Origin of the sequence: Streptomyces sp. NPDC056503 (assembly GCF_042794995.1) — a bacterium.
Taxonomy (GTDB): domain Bacteria; phylum Actinomycetota; class Actinomycetes; order Streptomycetales; family Streptomycetaceae; genus Streptomyces.
Window position 1 is genome coordinate 1 of record NZ_JBHTST010000095.1, and the last position, 16,632, is coordinate 16,632.

Below are 16,632 nucleotides of genomic sequence, written 5' to 3' on the forward strand. Positions count from 1 at the left end.
TCAACGCGCACAAGTCCGGCACCGTGACCGGCCTGAACGCCGAGGTCGGCGCGTCGGTGACCTCCGGCGCCGGCATCTGCGAGATCAAGGCCTGACGGCCCGGTAGCCCACCCGGCTCGGTAGCACCACGGAAGGGCCCGCAGGCAGCCGCCTGGGGGCCCTTCGCCGTGTGCGGCGGGAGGGGGCGGCGGCTCACTGCGTACGGGCGCGTGATCGGGGTCGTACGGGGTCGTACGGGGTCGTGCAGGGCGGGGCGGGGCTCAGCGGCGGCGGAGGTCCGCGACCCGGGCCGTCCGCTCCAGGGGTTCGGGGCCGAGCCCGCCGGGACCGGGGCCGCGGAACTGTCCCGCGGGCATCCTGCCGCCGCGCTGCACGGGCAGCGGCATCTCGCGGCGGCCCCGGACGCCCGGCGGCAGCTGCTCGGCGGGGACGCCGCCCTGGCCGGTGCCGGCCACGGCGATCTGCACGCCCTGGTCGGCGAGGGCCTGGAGCTCCGAGGCGGCCCGCTCGTCGTGCGGCGGCGGCTCGTCGGTGACCAGACGGGTGATCACGTCCGTCGGCACCGTCTGGAACATGGTGTCGGTGCCCAGCTTGGTGTGGTCGGCGAGGACCACGACCTCGGCGGCCGCCTGCACCAGCGCCCGGTCCACGCTCGCGGAGAGCATGTTGGAGGTGGAGAGGCCGCGCTCGGCGGTGAGCCCGCTGCCGGAGAGGAAGGCGCGGGAGACCCGCAGTCCCTGGAGCGACTGCTCGGCCCCGCTGCCCACCAGGGCGTAGTTGGAGCCGCGCAGGGTGCCGCCGGTCATGACGACCTCGACCCGGTTGGCGTGCGCCAGGGCCTGGGCGACGAGCAGCGAGTTGGTGACCACGGTGAGGCCGGGCACCCGGGCGAGCCGGCGGGCCAGCTCCTGGGTGGTGGTCCCGGCGCCGACGACGATGGCCTCGCCCTCTTCGACCAGGCTCGCGGCGACGTCGGCGATGGCCGTCTTCTCCGCGGTCGCGAGATGGGATTTCTGCGGGAAGCCGGATTCTCGCGTGAATCCGCCCGGCAACACCGCACCGCCGTGCCGGCGGTCGAGGAGTCCTTCTGCCTCCAGGGCCCGTACGTCACGGCGCACGGTCACTTCGGAGGTCTGGACGACGCGGGCGAGCTCGCGGAGCGACACGGCCCCATTGGCTCGCACCATTTCGAGGATCAACTGGCGACGTTCTGCAGCGAACACAAAACTGACAGTAACGTGCACCGCCGTTGGTTTTCAGCACTATGCGCCGGATTGCGGAATATACACACAGGCGGGGCTCCCAAGTGGTATGGAGAGCCCCGCCATTGATCGTTCTATGCCCCGTCTTGCCGGGGGTTGTCCGAGTCGGCGAACCGTTCCCGCAGGCGGGGACCGTGATCGCCTCCGGCCCTACGACCCGCCCGTGGACTTTCGGGTGTGCAACTGCCGTGCCACTTCCGCGATCGAGCCCGACAGGGAGGGGTACACGGTGAAAGCATTTGCGATCTGTTCGACCGTCAGATTGTTGTCGACCGCGATCGAGATGGGGTGGATCAGCTCGCTCGCCCGGGGGGCGACGACACAGCCGCCGACCACGATCCCGGTGCCGGGACGGCAGAAGATCTTCACGAAGCCGTCCCGGATGCCCTGCATCTTCGCGCGCGGGTTGCGCAGCAGCGGCAGCTTCACGACCCGGGCGTCGATCTTGCCGGCGTCCACGTCGGCCTGGGTGTAACCGACGGTGGCGATCTCCGGGTCGGTGAAGACGTTCGAGGAGACCGTCTTCAGGTTGAGCGGGGCCACCGCGTCGCCGAGGAAGTGGTACATCGCGATCCGGCCCTGCATCGCGGCGACCGAGGCGAGCGCGAAGACGCCGGTGACGTCGCCCGCCGCGTACACGCCGGGGGCGGAGGTGCGGGAGACCTTGTCCGTCCAGATGTGCCCGGAGTCCTTGAGCCGGACCCCGGCCTCCTCCAGGCCCATCCCGGCGGAGTTCGGGATCGCGCCGACGGCCATCAGACAGTGGGTGCCGGAGATGACCCGCCCGTCCGAGAGGGTGACCTCGACCCGGTCGCCGACCCGCTTGGCGGACTCGGCGCGGGAGCGGGCCATCACGTTCATGCCGCGGCGGCGGAAGACGTCCTCCAGGACCGCGGCGGCGTCCGGGTCCTCGCCCGGGAGCACCCGGTCGCGGGAGGAGACCAGGGTGACGCGGGAGCCGAGGGCCTGGTAGGCGCCGGCGAACTCGGCACCGGTCACACCGGAACCGACCACGATGAGCTCCTCCGGGAGCTCCTTGAGGTCGTAGACCTGCGTCCAGTTCAGGATCCGCTCGCCGTCCGGCTTGGCGTCGGGCACCTCGCGGGGGTGGCCGCCGGTGGCGATCAGCACGGCGTCGGCGGTCAGCGTCTCCTCGCTGCCGTCGGCCGCCGTCACGATCACCTGGCGGGAGCCGTCCATGGCCTGCCGGCCGGAGAGCCGGCCGCGGCCGCGCAGGACCCGGGCGCCGGCCCGGGTGACGGAGGCGGTGATGTCGTGGGACTGGGCGAGCGCGAGCCGCTTCACCCGTCGGTTGACCTTGCCGAGGTCCACGCCGACGACGCGGGCGGCCTGCTCCAGGTGCGGGGTGTCGTCCGCGACGATGATGCCCAGCTCCTCGTAGGAGGAGTCGAAGGTGGTCATCACCTCCGCGGTGGCGATCAGGGTCTTGGAGGGGACGCAGTCGGTCAGGACGGACGCGCCGCCGAGGCCGTCGCAGTCGACGACGGTCACCTCCGCGCCGAGTTGGGCGCCCACCAGGGCCGCCTCGTATCCGCCGGGTCCGCCGCCGATGATCACGATCCGGGTCACTGGGATCTACGCCTCGCGCTCTCGTTCTGCCGGGGGTGTGCGGCCCCCGTGGGCTGCAGTGCGTACGCCATTGTCCCGCACGCTTCAAGTGCGTACCCCATTGTCCCGCACGCCGCCGACTCCCTCGCGCCGGGGCCGGAAAATCCCCCGCCGGCCCCGCGCGCACCCCTCGTACGGCCGCCACCTCGGGGTTCGCCGCCCACCCCCGCCACTCCCGTACCCTCGGACCCATGTCGCTCTACGCCGCGTACGCCGGCAACCTCGACCCGCGGCTCATGACCCGCCGCGCCCCGCACTCACCGCTGCGCGGCACCGGCTGGCTGAACGGCTGGCGGCTCACCTTCGGCGGGGAGCAGATGGGCTGGGAGGGGGCGCTCGCCACCCTCGTGGAGGCCCCCCGCCAGCAGGTCTTCGTGGCGCTGTACGACATCGCGCCGATGGACGAGGACTCCATGGACCGCTGGGAGGGCGTGGGCCTCGACATCTACCGGCGGATGCGGGTCCGGGTGCACACCCTCGACGGCGAGGAGCCGGCCTGGGTGTACGTGCTGAACGCCTACGAGGGCGGCCTGCCGTCCGCGCGCTACCTCGGCGAGGTGGCCGACGCGGCGGAGTCGGCGGGGGCGCCCCACGACTACGTGATGGAGATCCGCAAGCGGCCCTGCTGAGGCCATGCGCCGACCCGTGCGACGGGTCCCTTTCGTGGGAAACGACAAGACAACGATCGCATGTCCGTCCGCGCCGTCATCTACGCGCGTAGGAATTATCGGGCTAGGCTTCTTGGCGAATGAATTCCGTCCGGGGTCACCTCCCTCGGACCCCCTCCCCGAGGCGAGAGAGCCAGTGAACGCTACTGCCACCCCGTACGAGGCCGCCGAGGCCGCAGCCGCGCGACTGCGCGAGCTGACCGGAGTCGAGAACCACGACGTCGCCCTGGTCATGGGCTCCGGCTGGGCCCCGGCCGTGGACGCCCTGGGCGCCCCCGAGGCCGAGTTCCCCGTCACCGAGCTCCCGGGCTTCCCGCCGCCGGCCGTCGAAGGCCACGGCGGCAAGATCCGCTCGTACAAGATCGGCGAGAAGCGCGTCCTGGTCTTCCTCGGCCGCACCCACTTCTACGAGGGCCGCGGCGTCGCCGCCGTCGCGCACGGCGTCCGCACGGCGGTGGCCGCGGGCGTCAGGACCATCGTCCTCACCAACGGCTGCGGCGGCCTGCGCGAGGGCATGCGCCCCGGCCAGCCGGTCCTCATCAGCGACCACATCAACCTGACGGCCGCCTCCCCCATCGTCGGCGCGAACTTCGTCGACCTCACCGACCTGTACTCGCCGCGGCTGCGCGCGCTGTGCAAGGAGGTCGACGAGACGCTGGAGGAGGGCGTCTACGTCCAGTTCCCCGGCCCCCACTACGAGACCCCCGCCGAGATCAACATGGTCCGCGTCATGGGCGGCGACCTCGTCGGCATGTCCACGGTCCTGGAGGCCATCGCCGCCCGCGAGGCCGGCGCGGAGGTCCTCGGCATCTCGCTGGTCACCAACCTGGCGGCGGGGCTCTCGGGCGAGCCGCTCAACCACGAGGAAGTGCTCCAGGCGGGGCGCGACTCGGCGGCTCGGATGGGTGAACTGCTGACGCGGGTCCTCGACCGGATCTGACCGTTCCCCGGGTGGGCGGGGCGGGTGCCGCCGCGCCGGGCCCCTCCCCCACCCCGCCCCTTCCCGTCACCGGGGGCATGCCTCCCGGCCCCGTCCGGCGAGGGTTCCGCCCCGACGGCGTCCGCGGCGCGGGGGTCCGGGGCGGCGGAGCCCCGGTTACGGGAAGGGGCGGGACGGGGAAGGCTCCGCGCAGCGGCCACCCCCGCGCCCCACCCGCCCGCACCCCCACTCGCCCCCGCCCCCGCACCCCTCCCACCCGCTCTCCGAAAGGCGCATCACCGTGACGCAGGACGACCTCCTCGCCCGGGCCCAGGCGTGGCTCGCCGAGGATCCCGATTCCGAGACCCGCGAGGAGCTCGGCGCGCTCCTCGACCGGGGGGACACCGACGAGCTGGCGGTCCGGTTCACCGGGACGCTCCAGTTCGGCACCGCGGGACTCCGCGGGGAGCTGGGCGCCGGACCCATGCGGATGAACCGCGCCGTGGTGATCCGCGCCGCCGCCGGGCTCGCCGCGTACCTGAAGGCGGAGGGACGGACCGGCGGTCTGGTCGTCATCGGCTACGACGCCCGCTACAAGTCCGAGGACTTCGCCCGCGACACCGCCGCCGTGATGACCGGCGCGGGCCTGCGCGCCGCGCTCCTGCCGCGCCCCCTGCCGACGCCCGTCCTCGCGTACGCCATAAGGCACCTGGGCGCCGTCGCCGGCGTCGAGGTGACCGCGAGCCACAACCCGCCCCGCGACAACGGCTACAAGGTGTACCTCGGCGACGGCTCGCAGATCGTGCCGCCGGCGGACGCCGGGATCGCGGCCCAGATCGCGGCCGTCCGCGCCCTGGCCGACGTGCCGCGCCCGGAGACCGGCTGGGAGGTGCTCGGCGAGGAGGTCCTGGAGGCGTACCTGACCCGGACCGACGCCGTCCTGACCCCCGGCTCGCCGCGCACCGCGCGGACCGTCTACACGGCCATGCACGGCGTCGGCAAGGACGTGCTCACCGCCGCCTTCGCCCGGCACGGCTTCCCGCCGCCGGCGCTGGTCGCCGCGCAGGCCGAGCCCGACCCGGCCTTCCCGACGGTCGCGTTCCCCAACCCGGAGGAGCCGGGCGCCATGGACCTCGCCTTCGAGGCGGCCCGGGCCGTGGACCCCGACATCGTCATCGCCAACGACCCGGACGCCGACCGCTGCGCCGTGGCCGTGCCGGACGCCGCCGTCGAGGGCGGCTGGCGGATGCTCCGCGGCGACGAGGTCGGCGCGCTGCTCGCCGCGCACCTCGTGCACAAGGGCGCGCGGGGCGTCTTCGCCGAGTCGATCGTGTCGTCCTCGCTGCTCGGCCGGATCGCCGAGGCGGCCGGGGTCGGGTACGAGGAGACGCTGACCGGCTTCAAGTGGATCGCCCGCGTCGAGGGGCTGCGGTACGGGTACGAGGAGGCGCTCGGCTACTGCGTGGACCCGGAGGGCGTCCGCGACAAGGACGGCATCACCGCGGCGCTGCTCGTCGCCGAGCTGGCCTCGGAGCTCAAGGAGCAGGACCGGACGCTGACGGACCTCCTCGACGACCTGGCGGTCGCGCACGGGCTGCACGCCACGGACCAGCTGTCGGTGCGCGTGGAGGACCTCGGCGTCATCGCGTCCGCGATGGCCGCCCTGCGCGAGAAGCCGCCGGTGACGCTCGCGGGCCTGACCGTCGTCTCGGCGGAGGACCTGACGAAGGGCACGGAGACGCTGCCGCCGACGGACGGCCTGCGCTACCACCTGGACGGCGCCTACAAGGCCCGGGTGATCGTCCGCCCGTCGGGCACGGAGCCCAAGCTGAAGTGCTACCTGGAGGTCGTGGTCCCGGTCGCCGACGCGAGCGGCCTCGCCGCGGCCCGCGCGACCGGCACCGAGCTCCTCGGCGCCCTGAAGAAGGACCTGGCGGCGGCCGCGGGGCTGTGAGCCGGGAGTGAAGCACGAGGGCCGGTACGGGAGTTCCCGTACCGGCCCTTCCGCACGCGACGGACCCGGCTACCCGAAGCGGCCGTCGACGTAGTCCGCCGTGCGCGGGTCGGCCGGGGCGTCGAACATCGTCTCCGTCGGGCCGTGCTCGACGATGACACCGGGCGTGCCCTGCTCGGCGAGGAAGAAGGCGCAGGAGTCGGAGACCCGGGCGGCCTGCTGCATGTTGTGGGTGACGATCACGATCGTCACCTCGGACCTGAGGTCGGCGATGGTCTCCTCGACCCGCCGGGTGGAGGTCGGGTCGAGGGCCGAGCAGGGCTCGTCCATGAGGAGCACCCGGGGGCGGACGGCGAGCGCGCGGGCGATGCAGAGGCGCTGCTGCTGGCCGCCGGAGAGGGCGCCGCCGGGCTGGCGGAGCCGGTCCTTGACCTCGTTCCAGAGGCCTGCGCGGGTCAGGCACTCCTCGACGAGGGCGTCCTTCTCGTCGCGGCCGGCCCGGACGCCACCGAGCCTGAGGCCGGCGAGGACGTTCTCGTACAGCGACATCGCGGGGAACGGGTTGGGCTTCTGGAAGACCATGCCGATCTCGCGGCGGGCGTGGGTGATGCGGCGGCCCCGGTCGTAGATGTCGGCGCCGTCGAGGAGGACCCGGCCCGACAGGGCGGCGGAGCCGACGAGTTCGTGCATCCGGTTGAGGATGCGGAGGAAGGTGGACTTGCCGCAGCCGGAGGGGCCGATGAGGGCGGTCACCTCGCGTGCGGGCATCGCGAGCGAGACCCGGTCGAGGACCTTGCGGTCGCCGAACCAGGCGGAGACGGCCTCGGCTTCGAGCGCGCCGGCGCGGGTCGCGGGCGGCTGCGTTGCGGAGACGGGCGGCAGGGCGACGGTGTCGGCGAAGTCGGTCACGGTGTCATCAGCTCCACGGTTTTCAGAGGAGGTTGGGGAGGAGGCGGGTGAGTTCGCCGGAGACCAGGACGCCGAGCGCGACGAGCACCGGGGTGGCGGCGGCCCAGGCCTGGCGGGGGCCCCAGCGGCGGCGGGCGGCGACGGTGAGGACGGCGGCGAGCAGGAGGGCCTGCGCGCCGAGGAAGATCCCCGGCCAGGCGGCCGGGTCGCCGGCGAGCGGCTTCTCGGCGTCGGTGATCCAGCCCGGGCGCAGGGGGCGCGGCGGGCTGGGCTGGACGTCGGAGACCAGTTTCGCGTCGACGAAGAGGAAGTTCCCGGGGGTGTACGCGCCTCCGTCGGCCGTGACGAGGGTCAGCCGGCCCTCGCCCGCGCCGGGCGCGGCGAGGGTGGGGTCACCGGGGCGCCGGACGCCCACCACCTCGTACACCGCCTCCCCCTGGCCGGTCGTCACCTCGACGCGGGCGCCGGACGGGAGCCGGTGCAGGTCGTTGAAGGGGCTGCCGTAGCCCCACTGGCGGCCCATGAGGACGGCCGTCCCGGACTGGCCGGGGAGCGGGGTGTCCCGGCGGTGGCCGGGCCCCGACATGAGGACCCCGGAGGTGGTGCCTTCGGCGACGACCTCGCGCAGCCCGAGAACCGGGATGCGCAGCAGGGCGACGGGGTCGCCGGGGGCGACCGCCTTGCCGTCGTAGGTCGTCTGCCCCACCGGGGCGGTGCCGAGGGCGAGTTGCTCGCGGAGTTCGTCGTACGCGGTGGCCTGGTCGCGGGCGTGCTGGAGGTGCCCGACGACGGTGAGGTTCGCGGCGAAGCCGACGAGCAGCGCGGCGAGCACGCACAACGCCGCCCCGGCCAGGCCGAGCCCGGCGCGGGGGGCGGCCGGAGCCGGTGCGGTGGTCACGGCCGGGCGCCCGCCCTGCGCCGGCGGACCTCGATCACGGCCGCGGCGCCGAGCAGGCAGAGCGCGAGCGCCCCGAGCGCCGCGGAGGCGGCGGAGGAAGCACCGGTGGCGGCGAGGGTGCCCCCGCCGTGGGGGGTGGTGCCGCCGGAGGAACCGGATCCGGATCCGGAACCGGATCCGGATCCGGAACCGCTCCCGGAACCGGAGGAGCCGGAGGTGTCCGTGCCGCCGGAGGTGGTGTCGGTGCCGCCGGTCCCGGTCCCGGTCCCGGTCGCCGTGGGCGTGGGGGTGGGGGTGGTGGCCGTGGGGCTGCCGCTCGGCGTGTCCGTGGGGGTGGGCTCGTCGGTCGGGGCGTCGGTCGGCCCGTCCGTCGGGGCGTCGGTCGGCGTCTGCGTGGAGCCGGTCGGGGTGGGGGTCGGGGTGACGCTCGCGCTGGGGGTGCCCGTGGGCGTGGGCGTGGCGGTGGGTTCCTGCACGTAGTAGTAGTCGGCGGTGAGCGCGGTGGTGAACGCCTCGGCGTCGGCGGGGGTGAACACCGCGCCCACGAACCCGCCCTCGGGCGGGGTCGGGACGAGGTCGGAGAGGACGGCCTCGGCCCTCCCGGCGACGACCTCGGCGCTGGCGAACTCGACGATCTCCTCCGCGACCGTCGTCACGAAGCTCACCGTGCCGACGGCGTCCCCGGGTTCGACGGAGACGACGACCTTGATCCGTCCGCCCGGTACGCCGACGGGGGGGTCCATCGTGAGCCCGATGGCCGTGGCCCGCTGGCTGATCGGGGTCCAGGTGTCGCCGGCGACCTCGATCATCGTGGAGAAGTAGTCGGTCTCGTTCGTGACCGTCGCGTTCCGGCAGAGGAGGCGCAGCTCGTAGCGGCCGTCGAACGGCCCGTCGGGGCGGAAGGCACGGATCGCCTCCTTCAGGGAGCGCGACAGCGGCTGGCCGTCGACGACCCGGTGGTCGAGGTCCCGGGTGAAGGGCCCGTCGCCGAACGGCGCTCCGACGACGGTCCGGGCGATGTCCGTGGTCTCGGGGGTGTCGGGGCTGACGAGCACGAGCCTGGCGTGGTCGTACGGCTTGGCGGGGTCCGGCGCGTCGGGGCAGCCGGCGGAGGTGCCGACCCCGGCGGCGAAGACCGGGTCGGAGAGGGAGCCGGAACCGCCCTGGAGCGCGAAGCTCCCGCGCAGGGTGACCGCCCCGGCGGGCGCGGCCAGCGCGAGCACGGTGGCGAGGACGCCGAGGAGCACGGCGAGCGCGGTGAGCAGCGCCGCCGGTGAACGGAGTGGTACGGGGCGGTTCATGCGGGTCCCCCGGAGGAGTCGGAAGCGGAGCGGAGCCGGAGCGGAATCGGAGCGGAGTCGGACGGCCGGGCCAACGCCCGGGGGCCGGGCACCACGAGGGTGCCCGGCCGGTGTGCGCTCAGGGAGCGGCGGCGGTGGTCAGCGCTCGCCCTTGAGGGTGGTGGTGCCGCAGCCGGCGCCGAGGGTGCCGAAGCCGTAGTTGGTGATCGTGGTGGTGGCGGCGCAGACCTTGGAGGCCGAGCCGACGAAGGTGGAGGCGATCGTGGCGTTCGTCAGCTTCGGGGTCGGGACGACGTTGTAGACCTCGCGGGTGAAGGGGAAGGCCGGGTTGAGCGTCTTGTCGGCGTTGCGCGGGGCGACGCCGGCGAGGGAACCGAGGACGGCCGCGCCGCGGCGGTCGGTGACGACGGCCTTCTCCTGCGCCGTGTACTGGGCGACGGAGTAGGGGGCGATGTCACCCGCGGTGTCGAGGACGGTGCCGTTGTTCTCCTGGACACCCTGCGTGACGCAGGAGCCCGGCGTGGCCACGCCGATGGAGGAGAGGAAGAACTGTCGGGTGCCGGAGTTGGCCTGGGGCAGGAGCGGGGTGAGGGCCACACCGTTGAGGCTGGTGAGGTTGCACTCGTAGATGTCCTTCAGCTGCGCGGCCGTCAGGTCGGACGGCAGGGCGCTGTCGGAGCGCTTCACCCAGGACACCGCGTCCTTGGCGAAGGGGATCCAGGTGAGGTCCGTGGTGGAGCCGTCGACCGGGACGCGCGAGGAGCGGGCGAAGTCGAGGCAGCCGGAGGCCGTGTCCACGGCGTTGCGGAGCGCGTCGATGCCGGCCGAGGAGCCGTTCGGGCGGTTGATCACGCAGCCGGTCGCCTTGGTCTTGACGGTGGCGGTGCCGGTGGCGTCCCAGGAGGCGATGATCTTCTGCCCGAAGGCGTTGGTCACGACGTTGCCGAGGCCGTTCAGGACGTCCTGGGTCGTGTCGGAGCCGACACCCGCCAGGGTGCGGTACTGGGTGACCGGGGTGGGGTCGGCCTGGGCCGCCGGGGCGAGGGCGACACCGAGACCGAGGGCGGCCACGCCGAGGGCGGCACCGATACGAGCGCGGGACTTGACGTTCACTTCTGATCTCCTCCGTGAAAACGGATGTCATGGAATGGACGCGCAAGCAAATCCGGATTCTTATTCCCGGCCGATCCGTCGACCGGCCGGGAATAAGAATTCCGCACGGGAGGGTCCGGGGACCACCACGTTCAGCGGCTTTTCAGGTTACGAATTCCTGTCCTAGGTGAATCCGAGGGAGTCTCGCGGCGGCCCGCGAACCCCAGGACCGCCGGCCCGGCGAGACCGGCGACACCGCCGGCGACCAGCACGCCGAGGAGGATCCAGCGGATCCAGCCGAGCGCCCCGGAGGGCGTGGTGCCGGTCGTCCCGGCGAGCTGCTGCCCGGAAGCGCCGCCGGAGCCCGGACCGGAGCCGGATCCACCCGCGCCTCCGGTGGAGCCGCCGGGCGGGGCGGAGGACGGCGCCCCCGTTCCCGTACCGCCACCGTCCGAGCCGGTGCCGGGGCCCGGGCCGCCCGAAGAGCCGGAGCCCGGCCCGGCCCCCGGAGCGGACGCGGAGGATCCGCCGCCGCCCGGACCGCTCCCGGGGTCGCCCGAGCCGGATCCGGAGCCGGTGGGGCCCGCTCCGCCCGGGTCGCCCGTCGCGCCGCCCGGTCCGCCCGGCGCCCCCCGCTCCAGCCGCTCGGCGGCGGCCGCCGCCCGCGCCTTCAGCCCGGCGGGCATCGGCGCGTAGCCGAACGGCAGCTCACCCGGGGCGACGCCCTGCTCCTGGCCGGGGCCGGCCGCGTACCGCATCAGCCGCGCGTAGTCCTTGCGGGCGTCGACGGGCAGCCGGTCGGAGGAGACGGCGTAGGTGACCACCGTCAGCGGGTACGCGCCCTTCCTGGTCCGGGCCGGTTCGGGGGCGAGGACCCCGGGGACGGACGCGTCGCGGAACTGCCCGACCGCCTCGGTCAGGGCGGCGGGGGTGGGCGCGACGAACCTGCCGTCCGCGTTGGGCAGGGACGCGAGCTGGAGGCTGTAGCGGGTGGCGGAGCCCAGGTCCACGATGCCGAAGGCACGGCGGCTGCCCTGGATGACCGGGGCGCTCTTCAGCTTGAGCCCGCCCGTCGCCGTGTCGTTGTCGGCCTCGTACTTGGCGTTGTTGGTGCCCCTGCGGATCCACCGGACGGCGTCGTGGAAGTCGGAGGCGTACGGGGAGCGGTCGATCGCCCCGTACGCGATGGTCTTCCCGTCCAGGGAGAGCTGCGTCTCGGTGGGGTCGGCCTTCGGGAATTCGTAGAGGCCGGCCTCGGCGACCCCCAGCTCCCGGTAATAGGAATTCACCTTCATCCCCCAGGGGTCCGCCTTTCCCTCCAGAAAGGCGTGCGCGTCCTCGTCTCCCCGCAGATAGTCCCAGACGACCTTCGCGGTGTCGGAGCGTTCGGCGGAGAGCAGGATTCCGCCGGGGTAGGCGAGTTCCGCGGGGCGCGCCTCCGCCAGGGCCGGATTCAGCTCCAGGAATTCCGGGTCGCGGACGAGGGAGACCGGATTGTCCTTGAGGTGCGCCGGCGGCTCGCTCCCCCCGGTGGGCACCCGGACGTCGGCCCGGTAGGAGAGCGTGACCAGCTTCGCCAGGAGCCGGGGGTTCAGCCTCAGCTCCTTCACCAGTCCGATCCTGTCCGCCTCCCAGAAGAAGCCGACCGTGAGGCCGCTGACGGCGACCGGCGCGTGCACGAAGCCCGCCTTCTCCCCGCCCTCCACGGGCTCGACGGTGAAGGCCAGTCCGGGCGAGGAGGGGGTCGGGTTCAGCAGGCTGCCCCGGGCCAGCTCCTCGCCCCGCTGGGAGAAGGTGAAGCGGGTCGGGCCGCCGGCGCACAGCGCCGCCTGCCAGGAGGTGACGGCCTCCGTGATCAGCTCGGAGCCGGTGATCCGGCGCTCGGCCATGTCGGCGGGGCAGGCGTCGCCGACGGGCAGGAAGTCGAGTGGGAAGACGAGCCGCTGGTTCCAGTTGCCGGTGGAGAGCGGCGAGGTGAGGGGGTGGCCGACCGGCGGCTGCTGCGGGGTGCCCGCCGAGTTCGTCCCCGACGGGTCGTAGGTGCCGCGCGGCACGACGACGAGCCAGCAGCCGCGGCCCCGGAGCGCGGCGCCGGAGCCCACCGGGTCACCGCAGCCCAGGTGCGGTGCCTCCCGGGTGGACTGGAGGTCGAAGTGCACCTCGCCGGTGCCGTCGGGCTGGGTGACGCTGTACGGCTCCTCGTTGGTGTCGTTGGCGCTGAAGTAGGTCCAGTCGGTGTGCTTCGTGGTCGGCGCGCCCGTGACGGGGGTGAAGGGGACGAACGGATCGTGGGTCTGCCCGGGGTAATCGGTGCCGGGGACGGGCTCGGTGTACCGCTCCTCCAGCGGGTCGAGGCCGGGATTGACCAGCCGCTGGCCGACCCAGCTCCCGAAGGTGCGGCCCTGGGGCGGGTTCGTCGCCCCGAACTGGCACTGCTCCCGCCCGGGCCCCGCCGGATCGTCCCCCCAGCACTGCATGATCTGGAGGTAGTCGCTGCCGAGCCCGGACGGCTTCGCGCCCTTCCACGAGACCCTGACGCCCTGGCCCCGCAGGTTCCTCGTCTGGTGGACGGTCACCTCCAGGCCGGAGAAGTCGTCGTAGGGGCCCTTGGTGCCGCGCTGGGTGACGGCGGAGCTCTCGGGGCCGGTCGCGGCGGCCGCCGACGGGTCCCGCGGCAGCGGCAGCAGAGCGAGGACGAGCGCGGCGAGGAGGGCGCCGAGGCCCGTCGCACGGGCGCGCACGCGTGACGCCGGTCCCGTCGCCGGATGCCTCTTCGGGTGCCTCATCGGATGTCTCATCGGGTGCCTCCCGGGCGCTCGGCGCGGTTCGCCAGGAAGCGGCCGACCAACGGCGGGACGATGACGGTGGCGAGGAGCAGGAAGGCCGACAGGACCATCAGCAGGCCGCGCAGGCCTGCGCCCGAGTCGGCGGCGAGGGTGACGGGGGTCCCGACGACGGGGCTGCCGCCGTCACCGCCCCCGGTGCCGCCGCCCGCGCCGCCCGCGCCGCCGTCCGTGACGATGTCGCCGGTGTCGGGGTCGACGACGGCCCCACCGGTTCCGGAGCCCGACGCCGTGCCGCCCGTGGCCCCGCCGGCGCCGTCGGCGCCGTCGGCGCCGGTCGTTCCGGTGCCGGTCGCACCGACGGAGCCCGTACCCGCACCCGCACCCGGTCCGGATCCGGACCCCGGACCCGCCGCCGTACCACCGCCGTTCGAGCCGCTGCCCGAACCGCCGCCGGATCCGGACCCGTTGCCGCTCGTGCCACCCGTGCCGCCGGTGCCGCCGGAGGGCGTGCCGCCGCCGTTCGCCGAACCGCCGGACGCACCGCCTCCGTTGGTGACCGGGGTGGCCACCCCCCGCGCCCCGCCCGTGCCGTCCGCGCACTGTCGCGCGCCCTGCTTGTCGCAGGCCTTCGGCCTCGGGGCGTTCCTGGCCAGGGTGTTGGAGCCGTCGGAGGAGAAGGTGGGGTTGCGGCAGGAGGAGAGGTCGACGGCGCCGGTGGGGGCGCCGGGGATGCGGCGGACCTGGTCGAAGCCCGCCTGGACGAGGTTCTTCGGGAGCGGCGAGTACCCCAGCTCCTCGGCCTGCTGCTGGCCCTCGCAGAGGAAGTAACGGGCGAAGGTGCCGAGCGAGCGGCCCTTCTCCGCGGTGTGCGGGGCGGTCTGCGAGGTGGGGACGACCATGTAGCTGTAACTGGACAGCGGGTAGGCGCGGTCGTCGCCCGAGCGGTAGACGCCGTCGAGGATCTGGGTGAGGTAGTCCGGCGAGGAGCGGTCGGTGTCGATCCGGGCCTGGAGGAGGGCGACGGCGACGGCCTGGGCGGTCGGCTCGACGTAGTAGCCCGAGCGGTTGAGGACCTTGGCGACCGGGAAGTGCGCGTTGACCGCGTACGAGTACTCGACGTAGGTGATCGCGCCCTCGCCCTGGGGCTGGCGGACGTGCGCCGAGACGCCGAGGGAGCCGGACTTGGCGACCGTCGTCGTGCCGGGCACGACGGGGAAGTACGAGGTCATCCCGCAGGGGGTGGAGCGGCCGGCGCGGCGGCAGTGGTCGTTCCAGACCGAGCCGTGCTCCCTGGCCAGCCAGGTGGTGAACTGGGCGGTGGTGCCCGAGCCGTCGGAGCGGACGACGGGCACGATCCGGCGGGCGGGGAGGACCAGGCCCGGGTTGTCGGCCTTGATCTCGGGCGCGTTCCACATGGTCAGCTGCCCGGTGAAGATCCTCGCGAGGACGGGTCCGGAGAGGCGCAGGTTGGTGACCTGGCGGCCGCCGATGCGGAGGTTGTACATGAAGGCGGTGCCGCCCGCGACGATCGGCATGTAGGCGTAGCCGCGGCTCGGCGGGACGTCGGTGGCGCCGCCGTCGGTGAGGCCGTAGGGGATCTCGGAGACGGCGAAGTCGACGGTGCCGTTCTTGAACTGCTCGCGGCCCTGGGAGGAGCCGTTGGCGTTGAAGTTGACGGTGAGTCCGGTATTGGCGCCGATGTTGCGGCGCCACTGCTCGACGGCGTTGGAGCTCCAGGTGGAGCCGGATCCGGTGATCTTGGTGTACCCGGCGGCCTGGGCCGCGGGCGGGCCCGCGAGCAGGGCGAGCAGCGCGCAGAGCACGGTGCCCAGGCCCAGGAGGATGCGGGCGAGCGGGACGGGCGATCTCACGGCGTGCTCCTCGACGGTGGTACGGATCGGAGGTCGGTACGGGCTCCGCCGACGGCGGCCCCGGGACCGGAGGCGACACCGGAGCCCGGCGCCGCACCGGAGCCCGGCGCCGCACCGGAGCCCGGCGCCGCACCGGAGCCCGGCGCCGCACCGGAGCCCGGCGCCGCACCGGAGCCGGGCGCGAACCGGGCCGCGTCCGCCCGCGAGGCGGCGGCCCGGCGCCGCTCCTGCCGTCTCGTCAGCTGCCCGGGCCCGCGCCCCCCGGCGATCCGGGCGAGCGCGAAGAGGAGCAGGACGAGGAGCATCAGCACGGCGGCGGTGCCGAAGCCCCGGGCGATCATGTTCGGTTCGGGCGACTTGACCAGCTCGAAGGTGGCGAGCGGCAGGGAGACCTGGGCGCCGGAGGTCGGCAGCGCGTTGAGCTCGGCGGTGAAGCCGGCGGTGAGCAGCACCGGGGAGGTCTCCCCCACCCCGCGCGCGGTGCCGAGGATGACGGCGGTGGTGAGGCCGGAGCGGGCGGTGGGCAGCACGACGTGCCGGACGGTCCGCCAGCGCGAGGCGCCCATGGCGTACGAGGCCTCGCGCAGGGTGCCGGGGACGAGCCGGATGACGACGTCGGAGGCGCGGATGATGATCGGCAGCATCATCACGGAGAGGGCGAGGGCGGCGGCGAGGCCGGAGCGCTCCATGCCGAGGGCGAGGATGACGGTCGCGTAGACGAAGAGCCCGGCGACGATCGAGGGCAGCGCGGTCATCGCCTCGACGATGGTGCGGACCAGGCGGGCGAAGGGGCCGGGGACCTCGGTGAGGAAGACGGCGCAGACGACACCGGTGGGGACGGTGAGGACGAGCGCGATGCCGACCTGCTCCAGGGTGCCGACGACGGCGTGCAGGACGCCGCCGACGCCGAGCGGTTCGAGCGGCCCCGCGAGGCTCATGTCCTCGGTGAAGAAGTTGAGGTGGACGAGGGCCTCGCGGCCCTCCCAGAGGGTGAAGGCGACGACGAAGACGAGGACGGCGAGGAGGACGAGTCCGAGGGTGCGGACGACCACGCCGGCGACCCGGTCGCGGACGGTGGGCCCGTCCTCGTCCAAGGAGACGAGCAGGGCGTAGAGGCCGAGGAAGAGGGCGTACGCGACGAGGACGAAGCCGACGGTGCCGCCGAAGGGCAGCAGCCGGGCGAAGAGCAGCCAGGTGAGGGCGAGCGCGGCGGCGCCCGCGCCGAGCACGGCGTACACGTCGGTGGCGCGTGTGCCGCCCGTGGTGCGGCGCCGTTCGGGTCCTGGCGGCGGGGCCTGCTCGGCGGGCGGTCGCACGGTCGACCGCTCCGGGACGATGGTCAT

General features: G+C 74.1%; 12 protein-coding genes. 3 read left to right on the forward strand and 9 right to left on the reverse strand.

Going from position 1 to position 16,632, the window contains the following annotated elements:
* Positions 1-260: 260 nt before the first annotated feature.
* The gene (locus tag ACFQ8C_RS25210; protein ID WP_383461561.1) at positions 261-1,187 is read right to left on the reverse strand and encodes a DeoR/GlpR family DNA-binding transcription regulator; all 927 of its coding nucleotides are present in this window, start codon (positions 1,185-1,187) and stop codon (positions 261-263) included.
* Positions 1,188-1,412: 225 nt separating this feature from the next.
* On the reverse strand, positions 1,413-2,852 hold the full coding sequence (locus ACFQ8C_RS25215; RefSeq protein WP_383461562.1) for an NAD(P)H-quinone dehydrogenase: 1,440 nt from the start codon (positions 2,850-2,852) through the stop codon (positions 1,413-1,415).
* A gap of 230 nt (positions 2,853-3,082) precedes the next feature.
* On the opposite strand from ACFQ8C_RS25215, the gene ACFQ8C_RS25220 reads away from it, so the two are divergent.
* The 3 genes from ACFQ8C_RS25220 (at position 3,083) to ACFQ8C_RS25230 (ending at position 6,432) form a co-directional block, all read left to right on the forward strand.
* Positions 3,083-3,520, forward strand: a complete 438-nt coding sequence (locus tag ACFQ8C_RS25220) for a gamma-glutamylcyclotransferase (RefSeq protein ID WP_043227006.1) — start codon at positions 3,083-3,085, stop codon at positions 3,518-3,520.
* A 175-nt stretch (positions 3,521-3,695) separates the two neighbouring features.
* The gene (locus ACFQ8C_RS25225) at positions 3,696-4,499 is read left to right on the forward strand and encodes a purine-nucleoside phosphorylase (protein ID WP_383461564.1); all 804 of its coding nucleotides are present in this window, start codon (positions 3,696-3,698) and stop codon (positions 4,497-4,499) included.
* Between the two features lie 280 nt (positions 4,500-4,779).
* Positions 4,780-6,432, forward strand: coding sequence for a phospho-sugar mutase (locus tag ACFQ8C_RS25230; protein WP_383461566.1), 1,653 nt, complete (start codon positions 4,780-4,782; stop codon positions 6,430-6,432).
* A 69-nt stretch (positions 6,433-6,501) separates the two neighbouring features.
* Here the strand turns inward: ACFQ8C_RS25230 and ACFQ8C_RS25235 are convergent, their stop codons facing one another.
* The 7 genes from ACFQ8C_RS25235 to pstA all read right to left on the reverse strand — a co-directional run bounded on the left by ACFQ8C_RS25235 (position 6,502) and on the right by pstA (position 16,632).
* A complete protein-coding gene (locus ACFQ8C_RS25235; protein WP_383461604.1) occupies positions 6,502-7,314 on the reverse strand; it encodes a phosphate ABC transporter ATP-binding protein in 813 nt (270 codons plus the stop codon).
* Positions 7,315-7,363: 49 nt separating this feature from the next.
* Positions 7,364-8,239, reverse strand: coding sequence for a sortase (locus ACFQ8C_RS25240; protein WP_383461567.1), 876 nt, complete (start codon positions 8,237-8,239; stop codon positions 7,364-7,366).
* The gene (locus ACFQ8C_RS25245) at positions 8,236-9,540 is read right to left on the reverse strand and encodes a hypothetical protein (RefSeq protein WP_383461569.1); all 1,305 of its coding nucleotides are present in this window, start codon (positions 9,538-9,540) and stop codon (positions 8,236-8,238) included. The genes ACFQ8C_RS25240 and ACFQ8C_RS25245 overlap by 4 nt, the downstream gene beginning before the upstream one ends.
* Before the next feature lie 138 nt (positions 9,541-9,678).
* Positions 9,679-10,653 carry a hypothetical protein gene (locus tag ACFQ8C_RS25250; RefSeq protein WP_383461570.1) on the reverse strand — a complete coding sequence of 325 codons (975 nt, stop codon included), beginning with the start codon at positions 10,651-10,653 and terminating at the stop codon, positions 9,679-9,681.
* A 131-nt stretch (positions 10,654-10,784) separates the two neighbouring features.
* The gene (locus tag ACFQ8C_RS25255) at positions 10,785-13,373 is read right to left on the reverse strand and encodes a hypothetical protein (RefSeq protein ID WP_383461572.1); all 2,589 of its coding nucleotides are present in this window, start codon (positions 13,371-13,373) and stop codon (positions 10,785-10,787) included.
* Between the two features lie 53 nt (positions 13,374-13,426).
* Positions 13,427-15,289: a phosphate ABC transporter substrate-binding protein PstS gene (gene pstS, locus ACFQ8C_RS25260; protein WP_383461574.1), complete on the reverse strand. Its 1,863-nt coding sequence runs from the start codon at positions 15,287-15,289 to the stop codon at positions 13,427-13,429.
* On the reverse strand, positions 15,286-16,632 hold the full coding sequence (gene pstA, locus ACFQ8C_RS25265) for a phosphate ABC transporter permease PstA (protein WP_383461576.1): 1,347 nt from the start codon (positions 16,630-16,632) through the stop codon (positions 15,286-15,288). The genes pstS and pstA overlap by 4 nt, the downstream gene beginning before the upstream one ends.

Coding starts and splice junctions, on each gene's coding strand:
- ACFQ8C_RS25210 (WP_383461561.1), bottom strand. CDS start 1,187: ATGGTGCGAGCCAATGGGGCCGTGTCGCTCCGCGAGCTCGCCCGCGTC.
- ACFQ8C_RS25220 (WP_043227006.1), top strand. CDS start 3,083: ATGTCGCTCTACGCCGCGTACGCCGGCAACCTCGACCCGCGGCTCATG.
- ACFQ8C_RS25245 (WP_383461569.1), bottom strand. CDS start 9,540: ATGAACCGCCCCGTACCACTCCGTTCACCGGCGGCGCTGCTCACCGCG.
- pstA (WP_383461576.1), bottom strand. CDS start 16,632: ATGACCATCGTCCCGGAGCGGTCGACCGTGCGACCGCCCGCCGAGCAG.